We start from the raw sequence: 26,764 nt of genomic DNA, 5'->3' as shown, positions 1-26,764 counted from the left end.
ACGAACGGCCGGCCCGTCGCCGTCGGTGACGCGCCGCACCGGCGACGGCAGGACGGTACGGGGCCGCAGTCCAGTACGCGGCTGCGGAACCGGCCGACCCGGCCCGTTCGGCGCCCGGCTCGACGACGCCGGGGAAGCGGCCCGCGACCGCGCGCGGACGGTGCGGCCGTGACGGCCCGCAGGTCCGGGCCGGAGGCCGATCGGAGGCGGGTTGCAGCTCCCGCCGTGTCGCGGCCGGCGGGTTCGGCCGGCGCCGGACTCACCGGTGCCGGCCAGGCCCGCGTTCGGGAGCCTCAGCGCGCAGGGCGAGGGGCCAGGTCGGCGACCAGGTCGCCTGCTGTCAGGCGTTCCAGGTCTGGCGGCGCGGCGTCGATCGGTCCCGGGTAGAGCCGGTACAGCGTTCCGGAGATCTGCTCGGGCGCGGGTATGTCGCCGTCGACCAGGGCGATGAACGCGCATTGCCCGGCCAGCAGTTGCGTGAGGGCGGCCAGGCCGCGAACGCTCCGACGCTCTCGTCCGCGTGCCGCAGCCACCTCCGCGCGCGTCCGCCGTCGCGTCCGCGTACGACGACCTGGTCCGTTCCCGCTGCCGCGCGGGCGCAGGCGACGTCCCAGAGCGTGGCCCGGTTCTCGGGGGCGAAGTGGGCGAGTACGTCGCGGCTGAGCGCGCCGACCTCGGCGTGGTGCCGGTGGACGCTGTGGAAGCCGCCGTCGGCGCCGGTGTTGAGGTCGGTCCAGGTGTACCGCCGTTGCGCCAGGTCGACGATCATCGGCACGCACACCTTGGCGTCGCCGGCCAGGTCCAGCCGTTGCCGGACGGCCCGGGGGTGGAAGTGGCGGGCGCCCGGGGGCGTCGCGCCGAGGTCCATGAATCCGGTGAACGCATCGGTCAGCTGCTCGAACGCGACGTCGTTGTAGCTGAAGACGATCATCACGGCGTACCGCGATCCGCTCGCTGCCAGCCGGGCGAGGTCCAGGTCGACGAACTCCGTCGCCCCGTCGGGCGGCGGCGCCGACACGTAGTCGCCCGAGTGGACCGCGGCGCGGTCGCCGTGCACCAGGCTGGTGTAGTCGCACATCCCGGTGAACCGCCACTGCGCGTCGTACAGCGCCACCGACAGGTCGAGGTCGACCCGGAGGTGTTCCGGCTGCATCCAGTGGAGGAACAGCCGCAGCCGCTCGCCGTCCGGGAGGCGCTGGCGGCTGCCGCGCGGCACGCTCACCAGGGTCCGGGCGGCGGCCCGCTCGGCGAACGGCGCGACCAGGTCGGCCAGGCCCTCGTCGAGCAGTGCGACGTCGTGCCGCTGCGCGGCGCCGCCGCGTCGCAGCAGTTCGGCCTCGATCACCGCGCAGACGGGTTCGCCGAGCTCGGCGGGCACGACGGTGCCGTGGTCCTGTCGGGCGTGGGCCAGCGAGACCGTCCCGCGCGGGAAGTAGAGCCGCCGCTCGCCCGCCGTGCGCGTTCCGCGCAGCCGCCCGTACGCGCCGAGCAGCGGCCCGGGTGCGACCCGCTGAAGCGCACCGGCGACCGTGGCGAGCAGCCCCTCGGGCAGCGGCGTGCCGGGCGCGGTGGCGGCGTGCACCCGCAGGACGTGGTGCAGTCGGCGCACCAGTTCCCCGGGCCGGGTCGCCAGCACCCGTGCCGCTCCGGCGGTGTCCCCCGTGGCGAGCAGGCCCTCGACCCGCCCGGCGAACCCGGTGAAGCCCAGCCGGGTGCGCTCCCCGGTGGTCACCGCGCGCATCGGGGCGGGCGGCTGCGCGAACTCCCGGCCCACCTCGTGCGCGCGCAGGTCCGTCTCCCGGAGCAGCACGAACGCCGCCGTGACGTGGGGGAAGCGTCGCCGGTGCTCGTACGGGTGCAGCAGTTCGCCGCCGCGGAGCCAGGCCGAGCGGTGCCGGCGCAGGTCCTCGGCGAGGGCGGTCGGCGCCAGCCTCTCCAGGATCTCCAGCAGGCCGCGCCGGAGCGGCCTGGGGAGGTTGCGCAGTCGCAGCCGCCGGGCGGTGGCGGGCAGCAGGTCGGGCTCGGCCCCGGACCACGCCCACAGCAGTCGCAGGACGTCGGTGGCGGTGTCGATGCGTTCGGCCAGCACGGGCAGCGCGGCCGCGCCGTCGCGCCGCAGCAGGGCGGCGAGCACGGTCGCCTTGGACTCCCGCAGCGGGATCTGCGCGGGTATCCGCTGCGGGAGGTCGTCCGGCGCGTGGGCGAGCAGGGCGGCGAGGTCGTCGCGGTCCTGCGGGGAGAGCGGGGTGCGGCGGGCCAGCAGGCGGTGGAGCTCGGTCATCGCGGCGGTGACCGGGTCGGCGGTGATCAGCCGCAGCGGGCGCAGGGCCTGCTCGCCGCCGAAGTCCTCCGCGGCCCTGCGTCCGACCGGGCTGTCCGCGCCGAGGTAGGCGCCGGCGCTCAACGGTGTGCCGCACAACGGGCATTGACCGCCCCTGCCGTCGGCCGTCAGTGCGCTGTGGCAGCCGGGCAGAGCAGGTGGGCGCACGGCGCGAGCGCCCCGATGCCGGCCTCGGCGCCGCGGCGGCCGCAGTGCGCGCACGGCTGGCGGGGCTGGTTGAGCAGGAACGCCCGGATCTGACGGGTGTAGAGGACGTGCGCGTGGTCGGGCACGGCGTCGGGGAAGCGGCGGAACAGCGGCAGGTGTTCGCGGTCCGCGCCGAGGAGGTGGTCGATCCGGGTGAGCAGTCCGTCGCCCAGTTCGGCCAGCCGGGCGGGAGCCGACCTGGCCAGGGCGGCCCGCAGTTGAGTGGTGAGCAGGTAGCCGCGTCGGGCCAGGTCGGCGTCCAGGGCCACCAGGCCCCGCGTGCTCCACGGGTCGGCGGTGGGCAGCAGCTCGCCGGGGGCCGCACAGACGGCGCCGCGCCGGCGGAGGAGGAAGGAACCGAGATCGAGATCGACGGAGACGTCGAAAGGAGCCGTGATGGCTCGGGGCATGCGGAGAGATCCCCCACGGAGGCGGAAGAAAAGAACACGGGCGGAGAGGGGACGCGCTGCAGGTTTGCGGAGGAAAGAGAGAAGGAAGCACGTCGCGGAGCCGCCCGCGGGCTCACCGTATCCGGGCCGTCCGCGGCGGCCAACCGGTTTTCCGGCGCTCGGTCGTCGAACGGTTCGCCGCTCCGGCGGAACCGGGCACGGCCCTGGTCCGGACGGCGTGTCGGGTCGCTCGGACACGCGTGTCACCCACGGCGGCTGCGGCACCCCGCCCGGAATCCGGCAGACCCCCAGGGACCGCAGCCGGCCCCGCGGTCGAACGGCACCGGACCGTCGGAACGGGACCCGACGTCCTCCGGGGCCCGGCCCCGGCGTGGTGGCACTGGGTTCACCATGGATGCGGATACAAGGTCCATGGCAGGCCCGTGTCGAGGTGCTCTAACGTCGAGCCATGACGATTCCACCCCGGTTGGGGCGCCTGGCACGGCGAGCGCGGCGGGACACCGGCTTCCTGGCCACGGGCGTCCCGGTGCACCTGGCGCTGGTGCCCGTGTGGGCCTGGGGCGCGACGACCACGGCCAGGACGGGGAACTGGGCGCTCACGCTCCCGGTGTCCGCCGCCCTGGTCCTGGGCGGCGTCCCGGTGCTGACGGCGGTTCAGCGGTACCGGCACCGGGCGCTGCTCGGGGTGGACATCCGTCGCTCGGCGCCCGTGCCGCAGCGCCGGTCGCCGGCCACGGCCCTGCGGTGGCTCTTCTCGCCGCGCGCCTGGCGCCAGGTCGGGTACCACCTGGTGCTGGGCCCGCCGGCGGCCCTGTCGGAGCTGCTGGTGCTGATGGCGGCGGTGGCGGGTCTGGCGGGCGCCACCGGGTACGGCTGGATGTGGGCGCTGCCGGCCGGGGTGCGGCGCGACTGGTTCGGCTGGGCGACGCTGATGCCGTGCTGGACCGTGCTCGGCCTCGTTCTGCTGTCCCTCCTGCCCCGGCTCGCCGGGGTGGCGGCCCGGGCGGAGTCGCGCTCCGCCGCGGCGCTGCTCGGGCCCAGCCGGGCCGATCGGCTCCAGGAGCGGGTCGCGTACCTGGCGGGCAGCCGCACCGGCCTGATCGAGGCGGTCGATGCCGAGCGCCGCCGGATCGAGCGCGACCTGCACGACGGCACCCAGCAGCGGCTGGTCTCGCTGGCGGTCAACCTGGGACTGGCCATGGCCACCCGCCCCGACCTGCCGGGCGAGGCCCGTGAGGTGCTGGCGGAAGCGCACCTGGAAGCGAAGGCGGCGATCGCCGAACTCGCCGATCTGGTACGCGGGTTGCACCCGGCAGTGCTCGAGGACCGGGGCCTGGACGCGGCGTTGTCCGGACTGGCCGCCCGGGTTCCGCTGCCGGTGCGCCTGCGGGTCGAGCTGCCGGACCGGGCGGCGCCCGCCGTGGAGTCGGTCGCGTACTTCGTGATCTCCGAGGCGCTGGCGAACGTGACCAAGCACGCCGACGCCTCGCGGGTCGAGGTGACGGTCCGACGGGTCGGGACGGTCCTGCGGGTGAACGTCACCGACGACGGGCTGGGCGGCGCCGACCCTGCCGACGGCACGGGGTTGAGCGGGCTGGCCAAGCGGGTGGGCTCCGTCGACGGCGCCTTCCGGCTCAGCAGCCCCGTCGGGGGGCCGACGACCGTGACGGTGGAGCTGCCGTGCGCGCGGTGATCGCCGAGGACTCGGTGCTGCTGCGGGTCGGCCTGGTCAAGGTGCTGGAGATGAGCGGCTTCCAGGTCGTCGCGGAAGTCGGCGACGCGGAAGCGCTGTTGGCCGCCGTCGAGGAGCACCGGCCCGAACTCGCCCTGGTGGACGTCCGGATGCCGCCCACCTTCACCGACGAGGGCGTGCGGGCGGCCGCGGCGATCCGCCGCGACCGGCCGCGCACGGCGGTGGTCCTGCTCTCGCAGTACGTGGAGGAGCGGTACGCCGCCGACCTGTTGGCGACCAACACGAGCGGAGTGGGCTACCTGCTCAAGCAACGCGTGGCCGACGTCCAGGACTTCGCGGCAGCGGTACGGCGGGTGGCCGAGGGGGGAACGGCGCTGGACCCCCAGGTCGTCGCCCAACTCCTGCTCCGCCGCGGCGACCCCCTGGCCGCCCTGACCCCGCGCGAGCGGGAGGTGCTGGCCCTGATGGCGGAGGGCCGGTCCAACGCCGGCATCGCCGAGGCGCTGACGGTCGGTGAGAGCGCAGTGGCCAAGCACATCAACAACATCCTCGCCAAACTCGACCTGCCGGTGGCCGACGCGGACCACCGCCGGGTGCTCGCCGTGCTGCGCTTCCTGGGCGCGCCCAGGGCCTGACCTTCCCGTCCGCGATCACGATCCACGGCCGGAGCACCCGGCCGCCGAACGGGCCGGGCGCCGAACGGGCCGGGCGCCGAACGGGCCGGGCTCCCCCGGGGCTGCTCGCCGGACGGCGCCGGGGCGGACCTGCGCGAGAATGAGCCCGGCATGGACCAGATCCGTGCCGGCCTCACCGCCGTGACCGGCGTCGCGGCGCTCGCCGAGTTGCCGACACGGCGCCGTGCCGCCTGCCGTTCACGCTGCCGCGGGGGGTCGCACGGGCGCACCGGGGGGATGAGCATGGCGGCGATCGTGGTGGACGTGGCGGTTCCCGGCGCGCTGCGGCCGGTCGTGGATGTGGCGGCGTTGCCGGCGGCCCCCGGTGGGGCGGGGTCGGCGTGGCTGGTGCTGTCCGGGGACGGGCGGCTGGCGCGGTGGACGCCGGCGACCGGCGAGGTGCGGGACGTGGCCCGGTATCGGGAGGAGAGGCCGGCGTCCGAGGACGGTGGCGGCGTTCGGCTGCGGCTTCATGTGTCGCGGTGCGGTCGTTGGGCGGCGGTGGTTCAGGACTGCGGCCGGTACGGCGCCGTCGTCGATCTCGCCACCGGTTCGCCGGCGTTGGAGTTGGACGGCGGGGACTACTGCTGTGAGAGCGTCCCGTTCGCGTTGGCGTTCGCCGAGCACGGCGGCCGGCCGGTCGTCGTCCATCGCGCCGACTGGAACCGGTTGGATGTCACCGATCTCGTGTCCGGCGAGGTGCTCACGGCGCGGGGCGGCCCGGACGGGGACGGGGAAGGTGCGGAGTACGACGTCGACTACTTCCACGGCGGGCTGGCGCTGAGTCCTGACGGGAGTCGGGTCTACGACGGCGGCTGGGTGTGGCAGCCGTGGGGGATGCCGGCGGTGTGGAGCGTGGCGGCCTGGCTGGACGGCAACCCGCACGAGTCCGAGGACGGGCCGAGCCGTGCGGTGTATCCCGGGGTCTCGGAGTGGAACGGGCCGGCGGTGTGGATCGACGACGGGCGGATCGCGGTGTACGACCGGGACGGCGCCGGCCGCGGTACCGTCCACATCCTCGACCCCGCCTCGGTCGAACTGCGCGCGCCGGGCGTCCGGTGGATCGAGGCGGTCGCGACGTTCCCCTGGCCGGTCGGCGATCTCGGCTTCTTCACCGACGGTGAGCATCTGCTGATCGCCGACGAGGCCGGTCTGCGGGGCGTCGACGTCACCGGCGGACGGCGGGTGTTCGCGATCGACGGGTTCCGCCCGGCGCGTCAGGATCGGCACACCGGAACGCTGATCGAGGTCGGCGGCGCCCGTGCCCGGTTGTGGACGCCGCCGCGGTGGACCGCGCGCGCCGGCTGAGCCGTCCGGTTCCCGCGGGGCGCCGGGCGGGAGAGCATCCGGGGGTCCGCAGGCGAACGGATCGTGCTCGGCTCCCGCCCGGAGGCCGCCGCCGCCCGAGCCGCCCACCGCGCCCGGGGCTGCCGCCGCGCCACACCTGGGAGAAGCGCCGAACAGCTACGCACAACGAGTGATTGACGGACCGTCAGCTTGCGAGGGAGGCTCGCGGCGGGGGTGCCGACGTGGTGCGCCCGTACCCGTCGACAGCAGAGATGAGCTGGTGCACATGACGACCGCCGTCCCGCAGTGGCCCGGTGAGTGGCAGCACGAGATCGCGTCGATCCGCAACGGCAACAGCGCGCTGGGGCCGACCAACTCCCTGTTCAAGGGCGCCCTCGCGAGTCACCCGCCGCTGGTCGGGATGGCCGACTCGTTCGTGACCAGCCTGCTGGACCCGAACGACGCGGTCGACGACGCCAAGACCCTCCTGATCGCGATGAACAACGCGCTGGTCGACCCGATGAAGATCGCCGGCGTGCCGGCGCCGACCCTGCAGAACGGCGGTTTCCGGCTGCCGAGCGCCTTCCCGCTGCCGAGCTACACCGCCGCCCTGGAGTTCATCGCCGCCAAGGCCCTCTGGCAGAACGGCCACACCGAGTTCCTGCCCTGGCCGTTCGACGGGATCGCGCTCAAGCCGGACTTCGCGATCCGGGGCAGGTGTCCGGCCGTTCCGGGCGCGGACGCCGGGGCGTTCTACGACCTGTGCACCGAGGTCGCCGACACCCTCAAGGTCGGTGGCACGAAGACCACCGCCGACCTGGTGAACAGCCTCTACTCCGGCATCACCGGCAAGCTGGGCGCCTACCCGACGAAGCACGTCTCCGTGTTCCTGGACGCCTGCGACAACCCGTGTCTCTACAACGGCGCGGTGGTCAACTTCAACCGCGCCAACCTCTGCGCGAGCCTCACCGCGAAGATCGCGCAGGAGCTCAACCCCGAGCTGAGGCCGCGCCTGATCTCGGTGTTCGTGCTCTTCCCGGACTGGCGCCTGGAGCAGCTGCCGGCCAACAGCTGGCGCTGACCCACCGCCGCGCCGACCGGACCGTCCCGCGTCGCCGCCAGGAGCGGGCGACCGGCGAGGGCCGACCCGGGCGCCCCGCTGGACGCCGCGACCGCCCGGCGCGGCTCGCCCTCGACGGCGACCCGGCCGGGCCCGGCACGCGATGAAGCGGGTCGTCCCCGCCGAGGAGCGGTCGGGGACGACCCGTCGGAGAACATGCGGGGCCTACTGCGGTGCGTCCGTCAGGTCGGTGATCCGGCCGCCGTCGAGCGGGGCCTGGTACCAGACGTCGATGGCCGAATCGCCGAAGTGCTCGGTCACGATCACCGTGGCGTTCTCCGCGTCACTGCCCTTGTAGCGCACGTCCCGGCTCCGGGGGACGTTCTGCGCGCGGAACACCGGGTCCGCGTCGTTCGCCTCCGCCCACGCGTCGAGCCGGGCGTTGAGTTCCGGGGTGAGGAACTCGTTGCGGACCTCGGTCGGGTCCATGTTCGGATTCGTGCCGTTCACCGCGTCCACGTACTGGTCGTAGAACGCCGTCACCTTCTCCACCGCCCCCACCCGCGTCTCGGCGACGGCGCCGGGCACTGCCCGGACCTCGGCCTGCACGGGAACGGACAGCAGGCCCGGGACGGCCAGCAGTGCCACAGCGCACGCTCCGACCACCGCGCCGCGCACCTTCGTGCGGTAGGACATGTGACCTCCTCGACAATCTCGACACCGACGGAGTGCCGGCGCCCGGTTGTCCCGATCCTGGCGAGCAACGGCTCGCCTCTCGCGGGACACGCTCCGAAACGCACGCCCCTCCACACGGAGAGGCCAGCTGCCGCCCCGCCGTGTCGCGGCCGGCGAGGGCGGTCCTGGGCATCGACCAGGCGGACGGGCGGTGCGCCGAGGTCGACGGAGGCGAGCCGGCCGCCGCCGCGGTTCTCCTCGGTCCGGCCGGCGAGCCGGTCGTCGCGGGCGACCGGGCACGGGCCGTCCCGGGCGGACCGGCCGCGGATCTCCCGGCCCGGGCCGACCTCCGCCAGCGCGCCGGAGTAGGCAGTGGGTCCGGGCCCCGACGGTCGCTCGGAACCAGGTCGAGCGGGTCCGGCTCCGGACCTGGGGCGGGCGCGACGGCCCTCGATTCTCCGCGCGGAGGTATCGGGACGGTGTCGCGGACGGCCCGATGACCTCCGCGCGGAGGAGTGGGATCCGGCCCGACTCCGCCGGCGCCTCCCAGCCCCGGGGCAGCGTCTGCGTCCTGCGGATCCCCTTCGACCGACCTGACCCGCCCCTGAACAGCCCGGCGGGCCGGTACGGAACGCCGTACCGGCCCTCCGGCGTTCGTCGGCCCGCGGCCCGCGGGGTCACTCCGCCCAGGGACGATCCGGGTGCGGGGTCCAGGGCAGGGCCGCCGGGGCGGCGAGCAGTTCACCGGCCATCGCGTACTCGCCGTCGATCACTCGGGTGGACGGGGTGGGGGATCTCGTCCGGGTCGTCCTCGTAGGCGAGTTCCAGCTCCTCGGCGACCTCCGCGGTGTCGTGGACGAAGCCCTCGAACCCGTTCGGGTAGCCCGGGTGGGCGGTTCGGCCCGAGGGAACCCAGATCGAGAGGTCGCCCCCGAACTGGATCGACCCGTAGACGTCGACCAGGCGTCGGTAGTCCGCCGGGAGCTCCAGGCCGATCCTCCCGGCCGACTCCTCCCAGGGGATACGGCCGGGTACTCGCCCGGGATCGCCGAGGAGGCCCTCCAGGCGTGCGGATTCATCGATGCTCACGCCGGTTCCTCCCGTTTCCACAGGTCCACGAGCTATGAACACTCCCAGAGGAAGCGGTCCTCGCGGTGGTCGGCGCCGACGAAGGCGAAGCGCAGCCGTCCGGCGGCGGTTCGCGGCCCGTTTCGAGTGCGGGCCCGCCGGGGTCGGACGTGGACCGGCCGGGGCGGCGGGGCGGGCGGAGCCGTGGCAGGCGGGCGGGTTCCCGTGTCGGCGGGGCGTCGGGCGGCCTCGCCCTCGGACTTGTCGAATATCGATATGCCCCCTACCCTGAGGCATATCGAAAAACGATAGGGGGATGCAGTGGACACACGACTCACGAGGACCCTGGCCTCGGCGACCTTCGTGCTGGCGGTGCTGGGCGGGCTCGCCTTCGTCGGCACGGCGGTCACACACCTGCTCGACGACGGCGCGGTGTGCGTGAGGACGGGCTTCTGGGCCAACGCCTCACTGGACGGCCTGCCGCTCGGCGGGGGCGTGGAGGCGTCCAGCAGTACCGCGCGCCTGTGCCAGGCCGCCCCCTCCGCGGGCCAGCGTGCCGCCGACCTCGGGGCCGGCCTCCCCTGGCTGCTGTTCGGCTCCCTCGCGCTGTTGCTCTTCTCCCGGTTGCTCAAGGCCGTCCTGCTGCTGGGGCCGTTCACCGACGCGGCCGCGCGGCGGCTGCGCGTCCTCGGCTGGTTCGTCGCCCTGGGCACGCCGCTGACCGGTCTCGTCGCCGGCTGGTCGCAGTCCTGGCTCGTCGGGAGCATGGCGCCGCTCGCGGGTTCCGGGCCGACGGTGTCCGGGCCGCTGGGGCTGGTCCTGGCCGGCCTCGCCGCCGTGGTCATGGGAAGCATCATGCGCGAGGGCGTGCGCATGCGAGAGGACCTCGAAGGGACCATCTGATGCCCGAGGAGGAGCCCCACGCGATCCGGATCCATCTCGACCGGCTCCTCGCCGAGCGCGGCATGACGCTCACCGAGCTGGCGGCGCAGGTGGGCATTACCGTCGTCAACCTGTCCGTGCTCAAGAACGGACGGGCCAAGGCCATCCGCTTCTCGACCCTGTCGAAGATCTGCGACGCCCTCCAGTGCCAGCCGGGAGACCTGATCAGCCACGACCCCGCCGGGCCCTCCTGACACGCGTCCCCTCGATGCGCCGGGGGGAACACCGGCAGCCGGCGCTTGCGCCCACCGGCGGCATGCGGGTCCGCGGGCCGGGCCGCCCCCGCACCCCCGCCCGACGCGGCCGCCGGGGAAGATCCGGGGCGGCCGGGCGGGCGGCGCGGCCCGCACGCGCGGCTCGGCGCCGGGCGCCCGCCCGGCGGCGAGGAAAGGATCAGTTCCCGCATGCCCGAGACCTTTCCGCGCGCCGGCGCGTGGGTTACTGCGGGCCGGCCATGGGGGCCGGCACGGAAGGGGGAACGACATGCGACGGTGGACCACCGCGCTGGCTGCCGTGACGCTCGCCGCGGGGGTGGCGGCGACCGCGGTCCCGACGGCCTCGGCCGTCACCGCCACCACCGACTGCTCGACCGTGTGGGGCAGCCTCGACCGGCAGGACCGGACCGTCCCGTACCAGCCGCAGGCGCTGACGAACGTCCGCACCGGCGCCCACGAGTGCTTCGACCGCCTGGTGATCGACGTCCCGGGCACCTCGCCGGCCAACCCGCTCGCCTACCGGGTGCACTACACGAGCGGCAACACCGTCTACCAGGCCGGTTCCGGCAGGCCGATCCCGGTGGGCGGCGGCGCCGTCCTGGAGATCGTCGTCGGCGCGAGCTCCTACGACCCCGCCACCTGGCAGGTGGTCTACCCGGCCCGCTCGGGCGACCCGCTCCCGGGCGTCGACCTCGCCGGCCACCGCACCTTCGTGGACGCCCGCTTCGCCGGCAGCATGGAGGGCGAGACCCGGTTCGGCCTCGGCGTCCGGGCACGCCTGCCGTTCGAGGTCTTCCAACTCGACGACCGGCTCGTCATCGACGTCGCCCACAGCTGGAGCACCGCCGGCTGACCCCCGCGGTGCCGCAGCATCCGGTGACCCGTGCGAGCGCGCCGCCCGACCGCACGGGCACCCGGCGGCAGCCCGAAGCCCCGGAAGAACAAGGCGACGTGTCCGACCGGAGCTTCGACGCCCAGGACCGGCGCAGGAGCAGGCCGCGGGCCGCAGGCCGGCGCAGGGGCGGACCCGGACGGGACGCCGGCCGGTGCCCCGGACAGGCGCGCAGGACCACACCCCGGCCGGCCCGGACAGCATCGGACCACGGAAGCAGAAGGCGTCGGCCACCATCACGGCGACCGTCACCCCGGGGCACCGGGGCACCGGGGCGCCGCAGTCGGAACCCGCGGCGCACGACCGGCCGGACGGGTCCGCCCGGCTCCGGCGGGGCGCAGGGCGAGGGCGGCCGGTGCGGGTGCGCTCCAGCCGGGCCGCGACCCGGCGCAGCGTGGCGGGTCGAGAGTGCGGGTGAGGTCGCGGGCGGCCCGGTGGTCGTCGTCGGTGAGGGTGGGGAGGCCGGCGCGCTCCAGGGCGATGAGGCGGGCGGGGTTTCCCCGCCCGGCCCGGGCCCGCCGGGATGCCTGCGGTTTCCGTTTCCCCCCGACGGGGCCGGCCGTGCGCCGGCGACGGCGGCATGCCCGGAGTGGGACGCCGTTCGCCGGACTCCGGGCGGGAGAGGGTGCCGGGTGAGTTGCCGCGGCCTCGGCGACGGCGGCGGGGGTCGCACTGTGCCGTCGGCGCGGTTCCCGCGGCCGGGGGGGCCATGGAGTCCGGGGCGGCCGGCGGCGCCGTCCGTGATTCCCGTTTTGCCGAAGCAGCAACGGACTTTGCCTGTCGGGGCCGGTCTGCCGCATCGTCGCTGGCACAGGGGTCCGAAAGCCCGCCCGGGCTTCCCCGGTCTTCGAGGAGCGGCCATGAATCCCCCGTCCGTGCACCGGCGGGCCTTGATCACCTGGTTGGCGATCTATCCCGGCATCACCGTGCTGTCCGTCCTGCTCGGGCCGGTGCTCGCGCCGCTGCCCGTCTATCTCCGGACCCTGGTCCTGACCGGGATCCTGGTTCCCGCCGCCGTCTACGGACTGGTGCCCGCGCTGCTGAGGGCCAACGCCGCGCTGACCGGGCGCCGCAGGAGCGGCCGGTCCGCCGCGGCAGCGGCTGCCGGACTGCCCGCCCCGGCGGGCGGACACCGGGGGTAGGCGCCTGATGTACCGCACCGCCGTGTCCGGGCGCTCGGTGCCTGCTCGGCGCAGGCGCTTGCGGGCGGCCGGGTCGGGCCGGACGGCCTCGGCCTGCCGCAGGGTGCGGCGCTCGTCGGCGGGCCGGCGGATCAGCAGCAGGGTGCCGAACAGGGTTCGCAGCACGCGCAGCCGGTCGTCGGTGATGGCGGTGATCCCCTTGTCGCCCGGGCCGTAGCGGTCCGGGGCCGGGTCGCCGTCGGCGTCCGGGGACCGGGCGTGCCGGACCCGGACCCGGTCCCGGTCCCGGTCGGTCTCGACGCCGAGCGGGATGATCGCGCCGAAGGGGACGGCCAGGTCCCCCGCGAGCGTGCCGGTCACGTGGCGGGCCCAGGCCGGGTGGACCTGCCGGCCCGCTTCCTCCGGTGCCTGCCGGCAGGGGCCGGCGTCGTCCAGGACCAGCACTCGCAAGGTCGTCGCGATCCGGGACCGCGTCACCGCCCCGGGGGCGGCCGAGGGTGGCGGTGTGCGCTCGGGCCGTCGGACCACAGCAGGAGGCCGATCGGGTCCGGCAGGTCGTCCGCGTCGAAGGCGCAGACCGGCAGGCCCTCGCCCACGGTGCGGGCCGGCCGGGTCATGTCGTCGTTGACGAAGTACAGCTCGGCGCCGCGGACGGCCGGCTGCACCGAGCGGGGTCGGTGAACCCGCGCATCAGCACGGCCCCTGTGCCGCGATCGTCACGAAGCACGTTCTCGTCCGCCCGGCGGGCCGGGTCCTGGCGCAGCTCGGGAGCATCGCAGGCGCGTGGATGGCTCGCGGCCACGACTCGATCCGACGGCCCGCCGGTCGGCGCGACACCGCCCTCGGCCGGCCGACGCCCCCTTTCAGGCCGCGGCTTCGGCTTCGGCGGTCGGGCGGAGGTCCGGAAGCCGATCGGGCGGTAGAGGCGCGCCTCGTCGGTGGCCGCCGAATCCATGGACGCGCACCCGGGGGTGCGGCTGTCCGGCCGGGGCGGCCGGCCGGAGTGCCGGGGGCGGGTGCGGTCGAACCACTGGCCGAACTCGTAGACCGCGCCGATCCGGGCGACGCGTTCGCGGAGGGACTTCCGGTCGCGGTCGGGGACGAACCACTCGTCGGTGGCGGTCTCGCCGCAGCCGCAGGCGCAGGCGCAGTTCTTGGTGTCGTGGGCGGAGCGGTGCAGGTGACGGGGTTGCGGACGGAGGCCGGGACGGGAGAGGGCTTGCCGGCGCAGGCCGCGTGGACGGGGCGGGTGCGACCGACGTGGCGCAGGCAATATTTCGTTCGGAGTGCGGACGGCGTGCAGACCGTCGATGACGGTGGCTCATATTCGATCGTTTGAGCCGGTGGTTTCACGACCACCACTCCCCGCATCTCGTTCACATCTCGCCCATTTCGGCACCATTTGCATTGACCGGCAGACATTCGCCAGTTGCACAGACACGGCCAGGGACCGGTTCCAACCGGCCAAAAATCCCCAGCCCCTTTGACTGCAAATTTCCACTTTGCGAGTTTATCGAATTTGGGCCGCCTTGGGGCATTTGCTTTATTTAAGGCACTTCACGGAAGGTGGACGATTTCCTGCGCTTTGCCATGTGGCATGCATCACTTTTGGCGGACTCCAGTCAAATGAAGGCAATTACCAATGACATGCTCATGAAGCCAGGGCGGCGCTCTTTACGGGCGCCACGAATCGGTAATCGGGAGGGAATCTTCATGATCATCAAATCGCGCACTGCCCGTCGCGTGGCCATCGTGGGTGCGGCGGCCGCGCTGGCCGGCGGCTTCGGGATGAGCTCGGCCTCCGCCGGCGTCATGTCCAGCGGGGGCGGCTGCACCGGCTACACCTCCGTCGGGTACGGCCTGTCGATCAACTCCTGCATCTCCGCCAGCAGCGGCACCGTCTTCCCGGACGGCTACATCTCGGGAAGCGCGAGCAACTGCACCATCTACGTGGACCTGATCAAGAACGGCAGCGTCGTCAGCACGCGCACGGGCAGCTGCACCTCCGGCCACATCAACGGCGGCCCCGTCTCCGGAGGCGGCACCTACTTCACCGGGATCTACGCCGTTGTGAACGGGAACTACACCGCCGAGATCATCAGCCCCAACGAGTACAACTAGCCTGCCGGCAAGGAGAGCGGAACACCTCCGACGCGGATGAATGAGTGACAGCCGAGGCCGGCATCTTCCTCCGGAATTCCTTGGCTCCGGCTCGGCCCGTCGGTGCGGATTCTTATTCTGCCGACCGGGTCCGGGCAGGGGCGGGCGCGGCCTTTCGAGCGATCATGGAAAGCACATTCCCGTGGCCGCCGCAGCGGAAGGCCGCGCCTGCGCACCGTCCCGACCGCATTCCCGACCAAAAACGACCTACGGGCGACCGGCCTGTCGAGCCGAGGAGCTTCGGTTCCGCCGACCTGCCTTCAGCAACCGACCGGAATCCTCTGTTCCGCGCCCTCCTTCAAACCCGTCCCCTACCCCCATGCGATGCTCTTACCATGTCTGGCACAAAGCGTTCTCACGCCCTGCTTGCGGCAATGGCCGCCCTCCTCGTGCTGACCCTGACCGGCTGTTCGTCCGGCTCCTCGACCGGCGACGGCGCCGGCCTGGTCAGCGTCAAGGGCGGGCTCGCCACCGCCGCCCCGGGCCACCGGGAGGAGGCGCCGGACATCTCCGGTACCACGCTGGAGGGCGGGCAGGTCAAGCTGTCCGACTACCGGGGCAAGGTAGTCGTCCTGAACCTCTGGGGCTCCTGGTGCAGCGCCTGCCGCACCGAGGCACCAGGCCTGCAGGAGCTGTGGGAGAAGTACCAGGACCACGGCGTGCAGTTTCTCGGGATCAACACCAGGGACAACGACCCGGCCAACGCCGTCGCCTTCGAGAAGAACAAGGGCGTGACCTTCCCCAGCATCTACGACCCTGACGGCACCCAGATCCTCAGGTTCCCCAAGGGCAACCTCAACCCGCAGACGATCCCCACCACCATGGTGATCGACCGGGACGGCAGGATGGCCGCCCGCGTCTTCGGCGCCAGGACCTCCGACGACATCGACTCCATGATCCGGCCGGTGCTCGCAGAGCAGGCATCCGGGACATCCTGAGAGCTCGTCACACGACCTCGCCGACCCAGCGTCCGCACGTGCCCTGTTCCGGCCAGGACGTCGCCGACGCCGAGTTCCTTGGCCGGACCGGGAGTTCGGCGAGACGACCGGCACTCCCTCGGGACGGCCCGCCAGCAGCGCGGCGATGTGCCGGGCCGGGTTGCGCGGGACCGGGTTGCGCGGGACCGGGTTGCGGGTCAGGGCGAGGATCCGACCGAGGGTGGACTCGGCGTCGGCGGCGGCGTTGGAGCCCGGGGTGTGGGTGACCCGGATGCCGTGGCGGGCGGCGACCACGTCGATGTGGTTCGTCCCGGCACCCGCCCGACCGGCCACCCGCAGCGGCCGGGCGGGCGCGGGATCGGTGGCCGCGGCGAACAGCGCGGCAGTGAGCGGTGTCCCCGCCCGGGACTCGACGGCGTCACGGCCGGCCCCTCCGTCGGCCAGGGCCACGGTGGGCGCTTCCTGGCCGAACCCGTCGGACTCGGTGAACCGGGCGCGACCGCCCCGGACGGCGGCCGAATCCTCCACCCGCCGAAGATTGAGCGTGACGTCGGGTCCTGCCTCGACAAACTGGTGCGGGGGGCGGCCGGGCCTCCTCCTGCTGCGGCGAAAGGAGCGGCCCGGGTGGTGCGCCCCCGGGCGGGTGGTCGGCCGGTTCAGCTCAGGTCGAAGTCGTCGGCGTCGCAGTCGAAGTCGTCGGCGCTGAAGCCGCCGTATCCGCCGCCGCCGTTGAAGTGGTCGGCCAGGGCCTGCCCGATGATCTCGCGCATCTCGCCCTCGTCCTGGGCGAGGGCGAGGGCGGCGGCCTGGCCGCCGGTGAGGGCGAGGTGGATGTCGCGGGCCCGGACGGCGTCCGAGCCCTGGATCTCGAAGGTGCGGGTGCGCCCGACCCGGGCGGTGATCCCGGAGTGCGGGCCGAGTTCGGCCGGCTGCCTGGCCTTGCGCTCGCGGCCGCGTTCGGTGGTCTGCACCTCGACGGCGTCCAGGCGCAGCTTCTCGCGGTGGCGGCCGGCCGGGTGGCGGGTGCCGTCGACCCGGCGCTGCACGGTGCGGGCGGAGACGCCGTAGGCGGCGGCCGGGGCCTTGGTGCTGCCGCCGTACTTGCGCGTCCGGACGTGCCCGGCCTGGGTGGCGGTCTGCGCGGGGGCCTTGCGGGAGGGGAAGAGCGCCTCGCGGACCTTCCCGAACAGGCCCCTGAGTCCGCCGGCCGTCACGCCTCGCCTTCCTTCTGCTCGTCGGTGCTCTCGGCGCCGGTGGCCTCGGCGGCCCGCTCGGGGCCGGTGCAGGTGCCGTCGGTGGCGTAGGAGCGGGTCAGCTTGGAGGGGTGCTCGCGGCGGCCCATCGCCTCGAGCACCGCGTCCGGGGGGACGGAGGCCTCGTGCTTGTGGCTTCCCGGCGCGATGCCCGGGCGCAGCGCGCCCGGTACCGGGGTGTCGTCGTCCTTGGCGGGCAGGAGTTCGAGCGGGGTGGGGTTGTCGGTGGCGTAGAGGTAGGAGTCGACGTTGACGGCGAAGGCGGCGCGGCCGGTCAGGAGGTAGGTCTTGCGCGGGCGGCGGTGGGCGGCGGTGCGGGCGGCGGCGACGATGTGGAAGCGGATCTCGGGGCGGTAGGTCCAGGACGTGGCGACCTTCTCCAGCCAGGTGTCGTCGTCGAGGTGGCGGGCGGAGTCGGACCACTTGCCGATGCCGCCCTTGTAGATGTTCTTGTACAGGGCGGCCGGGGTGAGGGCGTCGGCGCGGACCGGGTCGCCGCCGGTGTCGTAGGCGGCGTGGGCGGCGTGGGCGGCGTGGGCGGTGAGGAACTCGGCCGGTCCCTGCCACGTCGTGCCCTCGGGTCTCTCACCGGGGAGGAGCGGCGATGTCCCCGGACTCCTCGACGTTGGCGACCATCCTGCGCAGCACCTTGAGCGCGGCCACGTACTCTTCGTCGGCGATGCCCTCGTGGACCACGGCGCGCAGTTCGGTCGCCAGCTCGCGCAGCCGCACCCTGGCGGCCTCGCCGGCATCGGTGAGCTGCAGGCGCTGCCCGGCGTCGATCCGGAGCCAGCCGCGGTGGACCAGCTGGTCGATGACGCGAGAGATCTCGTGCGGCCCGTCCGCGAGGGGCGTCAGCCGGGCGACGGCCTCCTCGCGACTGGGCGCCTCGGGGCTGCCGTTCACCCCGTTGAGCACCCAGTACTGCGGCTGCGTGACGTCGATCCTGGCCATGGCGTCACGCAGGTGCCGGGTGACGGCCGCGTGGGCGAGGCCGCTCCAGTAGCCGATGGGCTGGGTGGCCAGCATGTCGTCGGTGGCGGCCGGATCGGCCGGCGCCTGGTCGGTGGCGATGTCGGTCGGCGGTCCCATGACCGCAACGCTACACATCCCCCACCGCTCGCACACCCCCCTCCGAGGAACGGGCCGCTCCGAGGAACGGGCCGCTCCGAGGGACGGGCCGCTCCGAGCGGCGACGCCCCCACCGACGCGTCGCGGTCGACCGCCGCCGACCCGCCGACGACCCGCCGCCGGGCGCCGGTCGGCCGGGGCCCGCTCCGTGGACGAGGGGGCAAGGGCGCCGGCGCGCCGGCATCCGCCTGGGCGGGGCGGGGTCGGGACGTGGTCCCGGCTGTCCCGCGCGGGCGGGCATCAATCCCGTCGGCGGCTGCGCCCCGCCGGGGCCTGCAGTGCTCGCGGGATCGGTGTGCGACGTGCGCCCTCCCGGTGGGGCCGGCGCCTGCCCGGGGCCGCCCCACCACCGACCCGGCCGTACCGAGACCGAGGAGGCAGCGGTGTCCGGGAAGTTCGAGATCTGCACCGACAAGGCGGGCAAGTTCCGGTTCCGGCTGAAAGCCGGCAACGGGGAGATCATCGCGGTCGGCGAGGCGTACAACAGCCAAGGCCGCGTGCGAGAAGGGCATCGCGTCGGTCAGGACGAACGCGGCGGCCGCGCCCGTCGCCTTCGTCGAACACGCCGCACAGCGCCCCCTGCTCCCCCGGGCGTGTGTCGGCGGTCGTCGCTCCCGTCCGGAAGTCCCAGGGCGACGGTGCGCGATCCCGGTGAGAAGGCGACGAACGACTGCTCCCAGCTCTCCCCGGGCCAGTGGTACGTCACGCGCCCCTCCGCGGGACGGTACTGGGCCGTGTACACCGTCCCCAGCCATTCGTCGTACGCGTACTGGTACAGCGGCGGTCGTAGCATCGCTGCGACATCGACTCCCGCCGCTCGCACGGCGTTCAGCCGGGCTTGTGTCCGGGTGGATCGCTCCTGCTCGTCCGGCACCGGGAGGTGCTGGTGGTTGGCGGCGCAGGAGTCCGGCGTCCCGGTCAGCGGGATGTCGGGTCCCACGTAGACCGTCACGGCCCGGTTCGGGTCGACGAGGGTGACGTTCTGCGGGATCGCGACGGGTACGGTCCGCAGTCTGCCGACCGCCTCGTCGACGGTCCGGCAGGTCTCCAGGAGGTAGCGCAGCACCAGGGGAACGGCGAAGCCCGGCCCGTGGACGAACCGCCCGCCGAAGGTCAGCGACACCGCGAGGCCGGCGTTGTTCATGCCGTCCAGCAGTCCCCACCCTGCTTCCTGTATGCCGATCACAGGGCGGAGGAAGTGGGAGGAGACGATGGCGCCTTCGCAGTGCTCGGGAGCGAAGTCGTAGTTTCTGAGCAGAGTGCCCGGGCGGCCGATCTGGGTGCAGCCGGAGAAGAACGGCCGCACCGATGCCATGGTGAGAAGCGTCCTGGCCCGGGGTGAAGCCAGTTGGCCGGCGAGGCGGTCGAGTGTCGGGACCAGCTCGGGCATGTGCTCCTCGAACAGTCGCCGGGAACGGGCCGCGCCCCCGGGCGTCCGGCCCTCCTCGGTCAGCCGGTCCTTCGCACCCGCCATGGTCGGCCGGACGTGCTCGGCCCAGCGCCCGTCGCCGCCGTCACCGATCTCGATGGCGTGGAACGTCTTGACGTGTCGGCTCATGACGTAGGACTCAACCCTCATTTCGACCCTGTTTTCAATGCCCACAGGCACCGCCGGCAGATGAGCGCACGTGCGGGGGCGGGGAAGGCTGCGCGGGCATCGTCGCGGATCTCCCGAAGGCGGATCTCCCGAAGGCGGTGGTCTCGGCGGCGGTGGTCTCGGCGGCGCAACTGAGGAGTCGGTGGAGGACCTGGTCACGGGCGGGCTGTCCGGGCCCGCTCGGCGTGAGGACGCGGACGGCGCCCGCCTGCACCTGCGGGCCTGACGGCTGTCTGGGCGACGACCAGGACGGCGCTCGCCCCGGCGCGAAGGTCGTCGGCGTCGATCTCGTCGGCGGACGTCGGACGGAGGGCCGCCGGGGCCGGCCGGACCCGCGGATCGGCCGTCTCCGCATCGGCAGGGCGCGACAGCGCCTCCGCAGCGCAGGGCAGCGGCCCTGCGGCGCCGCCTGCCGGGCGCTCCCGCGTCCGTCCCCCCGACCCGATCGGGTCGAACGCCGCCTGCCGGTCCGCGATCGGGGCGCCCGTCGGGTCGGGAGCGGAGAAGTCATTGACGTCGCCCCACGGTTGATCCGGCGTCCCGCCGTGATGCCCGCCCGCCGGCGTCTCCCGCGCGCGGCCCGGTGTCCGCGCCTGTCGGTTCAGTCGTGGAGGGAGGCGAGCCAGGCGGTCAGGAGGCGGTTGACCTCCTCGGGGCGTTCCTGCTGGGTCCAGTGTCCGCAGCCGTCCAGGATGTGGGCGGAGGTCAGGCCGGGGAGGGTGGCGGGGTGGGCGTCGATCGCGTCGGCCATCCAGGCCGTGGAGGCGTCCAGGGCGCCGCCGATGAACAGGGACGGCTGCTCGATCGGCGCTCCCTCGTACGGGGCGAGGTCCTCCCAGTCGCGGTCCATGGCGCGGTAGCGGTTGAGGGCGCCGGTCATGCCGGTGCGCTCGAACTCCCCGGCGTACGCGTCGAGGTCGTCCTCGGTCAGCCAGGCGGGCAGCTTGCCGGCGGGGAAGCGGTCGCGCAGCCGGCCGCCGGTGCGGGCCACGAAGTGCGGGTCGGGCTCGTCGCGGGCGGGCATGGTGTCGGCGGACATGGCCGCGTAGAAGCCCGCGAGCCAGCCCCGGATGTCGGGTTCCATCTCCGCTTCGGCCCGGCCGGGCTCCTGGAAGTAGGAGACGTAGAACTCCTGGTCGCCGCCCATCCGCGCGAAGACGTCGGTGGGGCGGGGTCCGCCGGGCGGCGTGTAGGGGACGCTCAGCAGTCCGACGGCGCGGAAGACCTCGGGGCGCAGCAGGGCGGAGGCCGCGGCGATGCCGGAGCCCCAGTCGTGGCCGACGACCACCGCCTGTTCCTCGCCCAGGGCGTGCACCAGGGCGACGTTGTCCTCCACCAGGTCGAGCATCCGGTAGGCGTCCGCCGGGGCCGGCCTGGAGGAGCGGCCGTAGCCGCGCACGTCGGGCGCCACGGCCCGGTATCCCGCCGCGGCGAGGGCCGGGAGTTGGCGGCGCCAGGAGTACCAGGACTCGGGGAAGCCGTGGATGAGCAGGACCAGCGGTCCGGCGCCCTGCTCGACCAGGTGCAGGCGCCCGGCGGGGCCCTGGACGGTGCGGTGGCGCGGGGCGGCGGGCGGCGCGGGCCGGTGCATCGCTTCTCCTCGGTTCACGGGCGGCTGCCGGTACCCGCCGATCATGCGGCGCGGTGCCCGCGTGGCGCGAACACCCTTGCCATTCTGGCAAACTGGCAGGACAGGGGTGGTGGAGGCGGCGTCGGTCGGAGGGAGCGGGGCGATGGCGGCGGGCGACGAAACGGCCGGCGTGCCGGCGGACATGGGCCCCCGGCTGCGGGCCGCGCGCGAGCGGCGCGGCGCCACGCTCACCGGCGTCGGCCGCGCGACCGGCATCTCGCCGAGCACGCTGTCACGGATCGAGACCGGCCGGCGCAGACCGACGCTGGAGGTGCTGCTGCGGCTCGCGAAGGCGTACGGCGCCTCCTTGGACGAACTGGCCGGCGCCGCACCCGCCGCGCCCGCACCGGTGCCCGCCGGACCCGTGGCGGCCGGGCCGCGTGCCCCGGCGCCGCAGCGTTCCGGCGACGGCAAGGCGGTGCTGCCGCTGACCCGCTACGTCGGCGGCCTGCACGCCCACAAGCATGTCCTGCCCGCCGTCGACGCACCGCCGGCGCGGCCGCGGCAGGCCTCCCACGACGGGTACGAGTGGCTGTGCGTCCTGTACGGGCGGCTGTGGCTGGCGCTCGGCGAGCAGGACCTCGTGCTGGGCGCCGGGGACGTGGCCGAGTTCGACACCCGCACCCCCCACGGCGTCGCCAACGCCGGACCCGGCGGACCGGTCGAGTACCTGATCCTGTTCGGGCCGCAGGGTGAGCGCCTGCGAACGCGCACCCCCGCCCCCGGCCGCCGGGCCCGGTAGTACGCGGCGCGGCGCCCGGGCCCCGGCGACGGGGCCTTGCGGCTTCACGTCCTGGCCGGGGCTGCGCGGCGGCAGTGCGACGGTCACGGGCCTGCGGGCCGCCCGTCGGGAGGCGCTCCTCGGGCCGGACGCGCCCGGCCCGAGGAGGGCCTGCGGGGCGGGGCGTTCGTTCAGAGGGTCAGTGCGGTGGGCTGGGCGTCGGGGCGCATCGCGGCGTCGGTGCCGCCGTCGACGAACAGGGTGGCTCCGGTGATGAAGCGGGCCTCCGGGCGCAGGAACTGGTGCACCCAGAAGGCGATGTCATCGGGTCGGCCGAAGACGCCCAGCGGCATGGGGGTGGGGAAGTCGTCGGCGTCCGGTTCCTCGCCCGTGTCGGTGGAGCCGAGCATCAGCGGGGTGATCACCGCGCCCGGGGCGATCGCGTTGAGCAGCACGCCTTCGCGGGCCCACGGCGGTGTGACCGCCGTCCGGCGCACCCAGCGGGCCAGCGCGAACTTGGAGCTCGCGTAGGCGGAGATGCTCGGTGCCGTCCGACCGAGTTCGGCGGGGAGCGCCGCCCGGGCCGTGCGGGCGTGTTCGCGGGCCGCGGCTTCGTCGCCGGCGAGCAGCAGGTCGACGAGTTCCTCGTCGATCATCGGGACGGTGGTCGCGGAGTTGGAGCCGATCACGACGGCGCGGCCGGCCGCGGAGCGGGCGAGGGCCGGGCGCAGGCCTTCGAGCAGGGCGACGGGGCCGAAATAGTTGATGGAGGCGACCGCGGCGGCGTCCTTCATGGCGGGGCCGACGCCGGCCACCGCGGCCACGCCGTCCAGGACGCCGCCGGAGGCGTCCAGGATCTCCTGTACGGCGGAGCGGCGGCCCTGTGCGGTGCCGAGGTCGGCGGTGATGTCGGCGTCGTGGAGGTCGACGCCGATGACGGTGTGCCCGTTCTCCCGGAGGACGGCGGTGCTGGCGGCGCCCATTCCCGAGGCGGAGCCGGTGACGGCGTAGGTACCCATGGTGCGAGCCTCTCGATCACTGTGCGCGGGGGCGCACGGGGCTGGCCGGGGCGCTCTCGCGCACGCCTGCCAATCGGGTGTCAATCACTGATTGGATGGTAACCCGGGCTCCCGTGATGCAATGGCGGCATGCCGGACGAACCAGCCCAGGACCCGACCCCGACCCCGACCCCGACCCGGGACCCGGACCAGGACCCCGCCACGACCCGGGACCGGCTGCTCGCGGCCGCCGAGCGGCTTTTCCTCCGGCGCGGGGTCGGCCAGGTCTCGGTGCGGGCGATCAACGCGGAGGCCGGGCTCAACCCCGGGGCGGTGCACTACCACTTCGGCTCCCGGGACGGCCTGGTCACGGCGCTCCTCGGACGCGAGCTGCTGCCGCTGTGGCACGACCGGCTGGAGGCAGCCACCCGCCGCCTTGCCGCCACCGGCCCGGCGCAGGTGCGGACGCTGGTGGCGGCCGTCGCCGAACCGTTCGACGAGCTGGTGCGCACCGACCGCGGCCGCATGCTCTGCCGCCTGCTCGCCCAGACCATGCTGGCCGCCGACCGGCCGCTCAGCAGCTCCCCCTGGGCGGGCACCGCCCCGTTCGAGGTCGTCCTCGGCCGGGCCATGCCCGAGCTGACCGTTCACGAGATCACCGACCGCTGGCGGCTCGCCTTCACGACCCTCCTGGAGGCCTACGGACGCCCGCTCACCGCCGACGCGGCCTCCGTACCCGCCCCGCCGTTCCCCGAACTGTCCACCGTGGTCGCCTTCCTGACCGCCGGCCTGACGGCCCCCCGGCCGGACGCCGGACGCCGGCTGACGGCTGACGGCTGACGGCTGACGGCCCGGACCGGATGCGGCGCGGGTCTCCTCGACGCGGATCGGCGCCGGGCCCGGACGGGGCGGGCCGCCGGCGGGCGGCGTTCGGCGTCCCGCCGTCAGGTTCGGCGGGCGTGGGAGGCGAGGCGGTCGGCGAACGCGATGACGAGGTCGCGCAGTTCGTCGGGGCGCTCGATGACGAACGGCCGGTCGAGCGAGGCGAGTGTCGGCGGCAGCCAGTCGAGTCGCTGTGCGCGGATGTCGACGCGCTGCCAGCGTTCGGCGGCCGGGTCCTGGGCGGTGGCGGGTTCGTGGTCGGTCAGGGTCGCGACGGCGGCGGGGAGGTGTGCGCGGATCTGCTCGGCCGTCCCGTGGATGCGCAGGGTCACCTCGTGCCGGTACTCGGCCGTGGCGAATCCCGACAGCAGGCGCTGTGCCGGATCCGGGTCCGCCGGTGCTTCGAACGAGCCGGGCAGGGTCCTGGCGGCCGTGATGCGGTCCAGGCGCAGGGTGCGGTCCTCGCCGATCCGGGGGTCGTGGCCCGTCGCGTACCAGCGGCCGGAGTGGGAGACGATCCCGTACGCGTGCAGGGTGCGTTCGCTGTGCCGGCCGTCGCGGTCGGTGTAGTGGACGAGGAGGGGCCGGCGGTGGCGCGCCGCGTCGGCGACGGTGAGCAGGACGCCGGCGTCCGGGCGGTCCGGCTCGTCGGGCCGTTCCGTGAAGGCGAGGGCTTCCAGCAGTGCGTCGAGCCGGCGGGCGGTGTGCTTGGGCAGCACCCGCCGGATCTTCGCGGACGCCGTCTCGCTCGCCGTGCGCTGCGCCGTGGTGAGTCCCGCCCGGCGGCCGGCGGCCAGGCCGAGCAGCACGGCCAGCGCCTCGTCGTCGCCGAGCATGAGCGGAGGCAGGCGGTGGCCGGGCGCCAGCCGGTATCCGCCGTAGCGGCCGCGCACCGATTCCACGGGCACGTCCAGGTCGATCAGCCGGTCCACGTACCGCCTCACGGTGCGTTCTTCGACGCCGAGGCGGTCGGCGAGTTCGGCCGCTGTGCGGGTGCCGCCGGACTGCAGCAGTTCCAGGAGTGTCAGCACGCGGGCGGTGGGTCTGGGCACGTCCGCAGCCTAGTGCGGATACCGGACCGGTTCTGTCCGCTATTCCTCCAAGCCTGCGACGTGCACAGTCTCGGCACGGCCAGGGAGGTTTCTCATGAACTTCGTCTCGATCCGCATCATCACCGGCGACGTCGCGCGGCTCGTCGGCTTCTACGAGCGGGCCACGGGGGTGCGGGCGGTGCGGGTCACCGAGGACTTCGCCGAACTCGCGACCGCGGGCGCGACCCTCGCGATCGCCGGTGTCCGCACCGTTGCGCTGTTCGCTCCGGGCTCCGCCCGGCCGGCGGACAACCGCAGTGTGATCGCCGAATTCCTCGTCGACGACGTGGACCGTGTCCACCGGGACCTGGCGGGTTTCGTCGACGATTTCGTCGGCGGGCCCACCACGATGCCCTGGGGCAACCGGTCGCTGCTGCTGCGCGACCCGGACGGCAACCTCGTCAACTTCTTCACTCCCGTCACCCCGGAGGCCGTCGAGAAGTTCGCGCGCTGACGTCGTGCGCAGCCGCTCGCGCGGGAGCCCGCGGGGCTCGCGCGCGTGGGTGCGGTGGCGAGCCGGTACGGGAGCGGGCGCCGGAGAGGCGGTGCGGGCGCGAGGTCCGCGGCGCGGGCGGCGGGCGGCGGACCGGCGCGGGTGGCGGGCGGCGCGGCGGGTCCCCGCGTGCCGCGGGCCGGGCCGGGCGGGTGCGGCCCGGGCCGGGCGGGTGCGGCTCCCCCGGCCGGCGAGGAGCGCGTCGCCGGGGGGTGGGCGTGTGCGGGACGGCGCTGCCGCGTCGGGTGGCGGCGGTGGGGGCGGCCCTGCGGAGTGCGGCGGCCCGCTCGCCCGCGGTGGGCGGCGGCGCGCGGGTGCGTCCGGCCGGCTGCCCGGTGGTGCGCGGGCCGTCGGCTTCCGTTTATCGCACATGTATCGGCGCGTGTCACGGTGTCCCCGGCCTCGGAGCCCCACCTGCGGACGGAGTACACGTGACCACGGCAGTGCCTTCCGACAACCGGGCGATCCTGACGTACCGGATCTCCTTCGCCGTCGGACCCGACCTCGACGGGACGCTCGACCGGCTGTCGGGCTCCGACACGGCCGACAGTTCCTACTACCACGGGCTGCCCGAGCCCAAGGGCAGCGTCTTCGCGGGCCAGTACCGGCACACCAACGACCCGGAGAAGCAGACCGTCAACCTCCTGGCCAACGCGATCCTCGAACGGCTCGGCTGCGACGACGACCACTACCTGGCCGAGATCCTGGCGCAGGTCACCGGGGGCAGCGTCGCGCTCTACTCCGACAAGGGCCCCTGCCACTCCTGCCGGGCGCTCATCAGGCAGTTCCTGAAGGACTACCCGATGATCGCCTCCTTCGTGGTGACCTACCGCAAGAAGGACGGACGGGGCAACGCGATCCGGGCCCTCGAACCCGCCGGAGGCAACCTCCACGGCTCCTACGGCTACGAGGACGCCGTGGAGGCCAACGGCCTGTGGTGCAAGGTGCTGCGCTGACGCCGCCCGCCGCGGGGCCGTGCCCGGCCGCCGGGCCGGAGCGGCGCCGGGCCGGAGCGGCGCCGGGGCGGAGCAGCGCCGGGGCGGAGCAGCGCCGGGGCGGAGCAGCGCCGGGGCGGAGCAGCGCCGGGGCGGAGCAGCGCCGGGGCGGAGCAGCGCCGGGGCGGAGCAGCGCCGGGGCGGAGCAGCGCCGGGGCGGTGATGCGGTCGGTGTCGACGGCGGCGGGGAGCCGGTGGAGTCGGCGATCGGGGGCGGGGGGCGTCCTCGTCGCGGGCGGGGGTGCAGGGGCGCGGTGGCGTCGGCGGCGGGGGTGCGCCGCGGTTCCGAG

25 protein-coding genes and 2 pseudogenes are annotated in these 26,764 nt (G+C 74.5%); 15 read left to right on the top strand and 12 right to left on the bottom strand.

Annotated elements, in window-relative coordinates:
* Positions 1 to 340 precede the first annotated feature (340 nt).
* Positions 341 to 2,488 (bottom strand): MXAN_6230/SCO0854 family RING domain-containing protein, encoded by a 2,148-nt coding sequence (locus AMK19_RS30910; protein WP_338015826.1) that lies wholly within the window; start codon positions 2,486 to 2,488, stop codon positions 341 to 343.
* Positions 2,449 to 2,937, bottom strand: coding sequence for a hypothetical protein (locus AMK19_RS30905; protein ID WP_073818188.1), 489 nt, complete (start codon positions 2,935 to 2,937; stop codon positions 2,449 to 2,451). The genes AMK19_RS30910 and AMK19_RS30905 overlap by 40 nt, the downstream gene beginning before the upstream one ends.
* Positions 2,938 to 3,385: 448 nt before the next feature.
* Here AMK19_RS30905 and AMK19_RS30900 point away from each other — a divergent pair, with 448 nt between their 5' ends.
* The 4 genes from AMK19_RS30900 to AMK19_RS30885 all read left to right on the top strand — a co-directional run bounded on the left by AMK19_RS30900 (position 3,386) and on the right by AMK19_RS30885 (position 7,672).
* On the top strand, positions 3,386 to 4,630 hold the full coding sequence (locus AMK19_RS30900) for a sensor histidine kinase (RefSeq protein ID WP_073818186.1): 1,245 nt from the start codon (positions 3,386 to 3,388) through the stop codon (positions 4,628 to 4,630).
* Positions 4,618 to 5,265, top strand: a complete 648-nt coding sequence (locus AMK19_RS30895) for a response regulator transcription factor (RefSeq protein WP_073818183.1) — start codon at positions 4,618 to 4,620, stop codon at positions 5,263 to 5,265. Before AMK19_RS30900 ends, AMK19_RS30895 begins: the two co-directional genes overlap by 13 nt.
* Positions 5,266 to 5,415: 150 nt before the next feature.
* Complete coding sequence (locus tag AMK19_RS30890; protein ID WP_073818180.1) at positions 5,416 to 6,612, top strand: hypothetical protein; 1,197 nt, start codon at positions 5,416 to 5,418, stop codon at positions 6,610 to 6,612.
* Between the two features lie 265 nt (positions 6,613 to 6,877).
* Positions 6,878 to 7,672, top strand: a complete 795-nt coding sequence (locus AMK19_RS30885) for a hypothetical protein (protein WP_073818178.1) — start codon at positions 6,878 to 6,880, stop codon at positions 7,670 to 7,672.
* Between the two features lie 204 nt (positions 7,673 to 7,876).
* On the opposite strand, the gene AMK19_RS30880 is transcribed toward AMK19_RS30885, so the two are convergent.
* A complete protein-coding gene (locus AMK19_RS30880) occupies positions 7,877 to 8,347 on the bottom strand; it encodes a hypothetical protein (protein ID WP_073818175.1) in 471 nt (156 codons plus the stop codon).
* A 720-nt stretch (positions 8,348 to 9,067) separates the two neighbouring features.
* Positions 9,068 to 9,415 (bottom strand): hypothetical protein, encoded by a 348-nt coding sequence (locus AMK19_RS30875; protein WP_073818172.1) that lies wholly within the window; start codon positions 9,413 to 9,415, stop codon positions 9,068 to 9,070.
* 300 nt (positions 9,416 to 9,715) lie between these two features.
* On the opposite strand from AMK19_RS30875, the gene AMK19_RS30870 reads away from it, so the two are divergent.
* From AMK19_RS30870 to AMK19_RS30855, 4 genes are all read left to right on the top strand, one after another.
* Complete coding sequence (locus AMK19_RS30870) at positions 9,716 to 10,297, top strand: DUF2975 domain-containing protein (RefSeq protein WP_073818169.1); 582 nt, start codon at positions 9,716 to 9,718, stop codon at positions 10,295 to 10,297.
* Complete coding sequence (locus tag AMK19_RS30865) at positions 10,297 to 10,530, top strand: helix-turn-helix domain-containing protein (RefSeq protein ID WP_073818166.1); 234 nt, start codon at positions 10,297 to 10,299, stop codon at positions 10,528 to 10,530. The genes AMK19_RS30870 and AMK19_RS30865 overlap by 1 nt, the downstream gene beginning before the upstream one ends.
* A 289-nt stretch (positions 10,531 to 10,819) precedes the next feature.
* Positions 10,820 to 11,404: an AMIN-like domain-containing (lipo)protein gene (locus AMK19_RS30860; RefSeq protein WP_073818163.1), complete on the top strand. Its 585-nt coding sequence runs from the start codon at positions 10,820 to 10,822 to the stop codon at positions 11,402 to 11,404.
* A gap of 899 nt (positions 11,405 to 12,303) precedes the next feature.
* On the top strand, positions 12,304 to 12,585 hold the full coding sequence (locus AMK19_RS30855) for a hypothetical protein (RefSeq protein ID WP_073818160.1): 282 nt from the start codon (positions 12,304 to 12,306) through the stop codon (positions 12,583 to 12,585).
* 473 nt (positions 12,586 to 13,058) lie between these two features.
* Here the strand turns inward: AMK19_RS30855 and AMK19_RS30850 are convergent, their stop codons facing one another.
* Complete coding sequence (locus AMK19_RS30850) at positions 13,059 to 13,250, bottom strand: hypothetical protein (RefSeq protein WP_073818157.1); 192 nt, start codon at positions 13,248 to 13,250, stop codon at positions 13,059 to 13,061.
* 1,048 nt (positions 13,251 to 14,298) lie between these two features.
* Between AMK19_RS30850 and AMK19_RS30845 the strand changes: the two genes are divergently transcribed.
* A complete protein-coding gene (locus AMK19_RS30845) occupies positions 14,299 to 14,706 on the top strand; it encodes a hypothetical protein (protein ID WP_073818154.1) in 408 nt (135 codons plus the stop codon).
* A gap of 413 nt (positions 14,707 to 15,119) precedes the next feature.
* Complete coding sequence (locus tag AMK19_RS30840; RefSeq protein ID WP_241844662.1) at positions 15,120 to 15,683, top strand: TlpA family protein disulfide reductase; 564 nt, start codon at positions 15,120 to 15,122, stop codon at positions 15,681 to 15,683.
* A gap of 102 nt (positions 15,684 to 15,785) precedes the next feature.
* Here AMK19_RS30840 and AMK19_RS38735 read toward each other — a convergent pair.
* From AMK19_RS38735 to AMK19_RS30825, 3 genes and pseudogenes are all read right to left on the bottom strand, one after another.
* Positions 15,786 to 16,133 (bottom strand): annotated as a pseudogene (locus AMK19_RS38735) (hypothetical protein); the annotation flags it as partial.
* Positions 16,134 to 16,339: 206 nt separating this feature from the next.
* Positions 16,340 to 16,897, bottom strand: coding sequence for a hypothetical protein (locus AMK19_RS30830; protein ID WP_073818151.1), 558 nt, complete (start codon positions 16,895 to 16,897; stop codon positions 16,340 to 16,342).
* A 624-nt stretch (positions 16,898 to 17,521) separates the two neighbouring features.
* Positions 17,522 to 18,028, bottom strand: coding sequence for a MarR family winged helix-turn-helix transcriptional regulator (locus AMK19_RS30825; RefSeq protein ID WP_073818148.1), 507 nt, complete (start codon positions 18,026 to 18,028; stop codon positions 17,522 to 17,524).
* Positions 18,029 to 18,345: 317 nt separating this feature from the next.
* Between AMK19_RS30825 and AMK19_RS38730 the strand changes: the two are divergent.
* Positions 18,346 to 18,525 (top strand): annotated as a pseudogene (locus tag AMK19_RS38730) (YegP family protein); the annotation flags it as partial.
* 62 nt (positions 18,526 to 18,587) lie between these two features.
* Here the strand turns inward: AMK19_RS38730 and AMK19_RS30815 are convergent.
* A complete protein-coding gene (locus AMK19_RS30815) occupies positions 18,588 to 19,625 on the bottom strand; it encodes a C45 family autoproteolytic acyltransferase/hydolase (RefSeq protein ID WP_083647513.1) in 1,038 nt (345 codons plus the stop codon).
* A 640-nt stretch (positions 19,626 to 20,265) separates the two neighbouring features.
* A complete protein-coding gene (locus tag AMK19_RS30810) occupies positions 20,266 to 21,255 on the bottom strand; it encodes an alpha/beta fold hydrolase (protein WP_073818146.1) in 990 nt (329 codons plus the stop codon).
* Between the two features lie 142 nt (positions 21,256 to 21,397).
* On the opposite strand from AMK19_RS30810, the gene AMK19_RS30805 reads away from it, so the two are divergent.
* Positions 21,398 to 22,036 carry a helix-turn-helix domain-containing protein gene (locus tag AMK19_RS30805; RefSeq protein ID WP_073818143.1) on the top strand — a complete coding sequence of 213 codons (639 nt, stop codon included), beginning with the start codon at positions 21,398 to 21,400 and terminating at the stop codon, positions 22,034 to 22,036.
* A 170-nt stretch (positions 22,037 to 22,206) separates the two neighbouring features.
* Here AMK19_RS30805 and AMK19_RS30800 read toward each other — a convergent pair whose 3' ends face one another.
* Positions 22,207 to 23,034 carry an SDR family oxidoreductase gene (locus AMK19_RS30800; protein ID WP_073818140.1) on the bottom strand — a complete coding sequence of 276 codons (828 nt, stop codon included), beginning with the start codon at positions 23,032 to 23,034 and terminating at the stop codon, positions 22,207 to 22,209.
* Between the two features lie 129 nt (positions 23,035 to 23,163).
* On the opposite strand from AMK19_RS30800, the gene AMK19_RS30795 reads away from it, so the two are divergent.
* Positions 23,164 to 23,853 carry a TetR/AcrR family transcriptional regulator gene (locus tag AMK19_RS30795; RefSeq protein WP_083647503.1) on the top strand — a complete coding sequence of 230 codons (690 nt, stop codon included), beginning with the start codon at positions 23,164 to 23,166 and terminating at the stop codon, positions 23,851 to 23,853.
* Between the two features lie 104 nt (positions 23,854 to 23,957).
* Here AMK19_RS30795 and AMK19_RS30790 read toward each other — a convergent pair whose 3' ends face one another.
* Positions 23,958 to 24,947, bottom strand: coding sequence for a helix-turn-helix transcriptional regulator (locus AMK19_RS30790; RefSeq protein WP_073818138.1), 990 nt, complete (start codon positions 24,945 to 24,947; stop codon positions 23,958 to 23,960).
* A 94-nt stretch (positions 24,948 to 25,041) separates the two neighbouring features.
* Between AMK19_RS30790 and AMK19_RS30785 the strand changes: the two genes are divergently transcribed.
* Both AMK19_RS30785 and AMK19_RS30780 read left to right on the top strand, forming a co-directional pair.
* Complete coding sequence (locus AMK19_RS30785; RefSeq protein ID WP_073818135.1) at positions 25,042 to 25,440, top strand: VOC family protein; 399 nt, start codon at positions 25,042 to 25,044, stop codon at positions 25,438 to 25,440.
* Positions 25,441 to 25,910: 470 nt separating this feature from the next.
* A complete protein-coding gene (locus tag AMK19_RS30780) occupies positions 25,911 to 26,435 on the top strand; it encodes a hypothetical protein (protein ID WP_073818132.1) in 525 nt (174 codons plus the stop codon).
* Positions 26,436 to 26,764 lie beyond the last annotated feature (329 nt).

This window comes from Kitasatospora sp. CB01950, assembly GCF_001905465.1.
Classification (GTDB): Bacteria; Actinomycetota; Actinomycetes; order Streptomycetales; family Streptomycetaceae; genus Kitasatospora.
This window is presented reverse-complemented; position numbering and strand designations above follow the sequence as displayed.

Excerpts from the sequence above, each read along its gene's own strand:
- AMK19_RS30880 (WP_073818175.1), bottom strand. The coding sequence starts at position 8,347 with ATGTCCTACCGCACGAAGGTGCGCGGCGCGGTGGTCGGAGCGTGCGCT.
- AMK19_RS30905 (WP_073818188.1), bottom strand. The coding sequence starts at position 2,937 with ATGCCCCGAGCCATCACGGCTCCTTTCGACGTCTCCGTCGATCTCGAT.
- AMK19_RS30810 (WP_073818146.1), bottom strand. The coding sequence starts at position 21,255 with ATGCACCGGCCCGCGCCGCCCGCCGCCCCGCGCCACCGCACCGTCCAG.
- AMK19_RS30900 (WP_073818186.1), top strand. The coding sequence starts at position 3,386 with ATGACGATTCCACCCCGGTTGGGGCGCCTGGCACGGCGAGCGCGGCGG.
- AMK19_RS30845 (WP_073818154.1), top strand. The coding sequence starts at position 14,299 with ATGATCATCAAATCGCGCACTGCCCGTCGCGTGGCCATCGTGGGTGCG.
- AMK19_RS30860 (WP_073818163.1), top strand. The coding sequence starts at position 10,820 with ATGCGACGGTGGACCACCGCGCTGGCTGCCGTGACGCTCGCCGCGGGG.
- AMK19_RS30825 (WP_073818148.1), bottom strand. The coding sequence starts at position 18,028 with ATGGGACCGCCGACCGACATCGCCACCGACCAGGCGCCGGCCGATCCG.
- AMK19_RS30785 (WP_073818135.1), top strand. The coding sequence starts at position 25,042 with ATGAACTTCGTCTCGATCCGCATCATCACCGGCGACGTCGCGCGGCTC.
- AMK19_RS30855 (WP_073818160.1), top strand. The coding sequence starts at position 12,304 with ATGAATCCCCCGTCCGTGCACCGGCGGGCCTTGATCACCTGGTTGGCG.
- AMK19_RS30890 (WP_073818180.1), top strand. The coding sequence starts at position 5,416 with ATGGACCAGATCCGTGCCGGCCTCACCGCCGTGACCGGCGTCGCGGCG.
- AMK19_RS30800 (WP_073818140.1), bottom strand. The coding sequence starts at position 23,034 with ATGGGTACCTACGCCGTCACCGGCTCCGCCTCGGGAATGGGCGCCGCC.
- AMK19_RS30805 (WP_073818143.1), top strand. The coding sequence starts at position 21,398 with ATGGCGGCGGGCGACGAAACGGCCGGCGTGCCGGCGGACATGGGCCCC.
- AMK19_RS30815 (WP_083647513.1), bottom strand. The coding sequence starts at position 19,625 with ATGAGCCGACACGTCAAGACGTTCCACGCCATCGAGATCGGTGACGGC.
- AMK19_RS30795 (WP_083647503.1), top strand. The coding sequence starts at position 23,164 with ATGCCGGACGAACCAGCCCAGGACCCGACCCCGACCCCGACCCCGACC.
- AMK19_RS30885 (WP_073818178.1), top strand. The coding sequence starts at position 6,878 with ATGACGACCGCCGTCCCGCAGTGGCCCGGTGAGTGGCAGCACGAGATC.
- AMK19_RS30865 (WP_073818166.1), top strand. The coding sequence starts at position 10,297 with ATGCCCGAGGAGGAGCCCCACGCGATCCGGATCCATCTCGACCGGCTC.
- AMK19_RS30840 (WP_241844662.1), top strand. The coding sequence starts at position 15,120 with ATGGCCGCCCTCCTCGTGCTGACCCTGACCGGCTGTTCGTCCGGCTCC.